The organism is Paenibacillus sp. OT2-17 (assembly GCF_009827695.1).
Taxonomy (GTDB): domain Bacteria; phylum Bacillota; class Bacilli; order Paenibacillales; family Paenibacillaceae; genus Paenibacillus; species Paenibacillus polymyxa_B.
On record NZ_WUDQ01000618.1, the window covers coordinates 1 to 2,072 of the forward strand.

Sequence of the window (2,072 nt, forward strand, 5' to 3'; positions counted from 1 at the left end):
GGAAATACTTGAAAAAGGTATAGAGGAGTGCAACTAAAATGAAGTTGGGAATTGTCGGAGCAGGGATGATCGTAGGGGATCTATTGAGCTTTATTCAGGAAATCCCGACCATTTTATTAAAGGGCATTTGTTCTAGACCTAGCCACCAGGAGAAATTACTGGATTTGAAAAATAAATATGGAATAGCTCAGATTTATTCGGATTACAGCGAGATGCTGATGAACCGTGATGTGGATACAGTTTATATCGGGTTGCCTAATCATCTTCATTATTCATATGCCAAAGAAGCATTATTGAGTGGTAAACATGTCATTTGTGAGAAGCCGTTTACTTCCAATTTGCAAGAATTTCTAGAGCTAAAAGAAATTGCTCAGCAAAGAAAACTGGTATTGGTGGAAGCCATAACGAATCAATATTTGAAAAATTATTTGTCAATGAAGGAGTATCTACCTAAACTTGGTGAGATCAAAATAGTTGAATGCAACTATTCTCAATACTCATCTCGATATGAAGCTTTCAAAGCGGGAATAATCCAGCCTGCGTTTAATCCGGAAATGTCTGGTGGAGCCTTGATGGATATTAATTTATATAATATTCATTTTGTTGTTGGATTCTTCGGTAGCCCAAAGAAAGTGGAGTATTGGGCGAACATGGAGCGTGGAATTGATACTTCAGGTATGCTGCTGCTTGATTACGGTGATTTCAAGTGTGTCTGCATAGGTTCAAAAGATAGTACGGCCCCCAATGTCGTGAACATTCAAGGCAATAAGGGCTATTTACACATGGCAAGTTCAGCTAATATATGCGACTGCTTTGATTACACTGCGAATAAGAAAACGCCAATTCGGGTGGATCTAAAAGATCATTCGCATCGAATGTATGACGAATTCGTTGAGTTTGATCATATCATCGAAGAAAAAGATTTTGGAAAAGTCTCGAATATGCTTGAACATAGCGAGAAGGTCATGAATGTCATTGAGAAAGCCAAGCAGTCCGCCAATCTTGTATTTGGCCCTGATAAACCATTTTGAGAGTAGCAGACATATGTCTGCTACTCTTTTTTATCAGATTCACAATTTCCGGTCCAACAGCATGCCTATTTGCTCTGCCATCTCGACAGGAGAGAGAGGTTTATCATTCAAAAACCACCACTCCATAATCCCTACCACAGCGGACGCTGCATAACGGACAACCACTTCTTCGTTTAGTCCCCGATTTCTTGCTTCATTCATGTCGACCTCTTCCCGAAGTTCATCGATCATAAATTCAAGAAACTGAGTGCGGAAGTAAGGGGCGCCTTTGCTCACCAGCATCGTGGAGAAAAATAAATAGTTAGCCTCTAAATATTCAAACCAAACAATTTCGGCCTCTGTAAAGCTCAAATGAGCCGATTCAATACATAATCTTCGAAGTTCATTGATGTGTGCGGCCATCAGCTTATCCAGCAAATCATATTTGTCCACGTAATGAAGATAGATGGTTCCCCGGCTTACATTCGCTTTGTCGGATAGATCCTGAATCGTAATATGGTCGAAACTCTTTTCGGCCATCAACTCCGTTAATGCTTTTTTCAAGGCTTCCTGTGTTTTGAGTATTCTCCTGTCCACTTTCACTGTGTTCAACCCCTAAACTTCTAAATGATAATTGACTGTTTTAACTTATATGTCTATTAATGAACAAATCAAGCGTATTTAACAATTGCAAGCATTTTGTATCAGCTTATAATAATAGACACAAGTTCAATAATGTATCTTTTTCAATTATAGATGCATTTATATGAAGGATCAATGCAAAGAAAGAGGAGATATCACATGTCAGATACTCAAAAACTTACGGCTGCACAGCGAACGATTGGGGACTTCTCACCAAAGATTGTCGAGCTGACCGACAAGGTGCTTTTTGGGGACGTTTGGGAACGCAAAGAGCTGGCCCCACGCGACCGCAGCCTCATTACCGTAGCAAGCTTGATCACCGGAGGGAATTCCGAACAACTGGGCTTTCATTTGGGTAAAGCCAAAGACAACGGCCTGACGGAAGAGGAACTGATCGAAGTCATTACCCATCTTGCCTTT

Annotated in this window: 3 protein-coding genes; 2 read left to right on the top strand and 1 reads right to left on the bottom strand. The window is 40.3% G+C overall.

All coding sequences use genetic code 11. The features are described 5' to 3' along the window. Positions 1-38 precede the first annotated feature (38 nt). Complete coding sequence (locus GRP75_RS25300; RefSeq protein ID WP_160790704.1) at positions 39-1,031, top strand: Gfo/Idh/MocA family protein; 993 nt, start codon at positions 39-41, stop codon at positions 1,029-1,031. Between the two features lie 39 nt (positions 1,032-1,070). Here the strand turns inward: GRP75_RS25300 and GRP75_RS25305 are convergent, their stop codons facing one another. After that, positions 1,071-1,613 carry a TetR/AcrR family transcriptional regulator gene (locus GRP75_RS25305; protein ID WP_337194268.1) on the bottom strand — a complete coding sequence of 181 codons (543 nt, stop codon included), beginning with the start codon at positions 1,611-1,613 and terminating at the stop codon, positions 1,071-1,073. Between the two features lie 198 nt (positions 1,614-1,811). On the opposite strand from GRP75_RS25305, the gene GRP75_RS25310 reads away from it, so the two are divergent. Beyond that, on the top strand, positions 1,812-2,072 hold a 261-nt coding region (locus GRP75_RS25310), incomplete at its 3' end, for a carboxymuconolactone decarboxylase family protein (protein WP_160790705.1).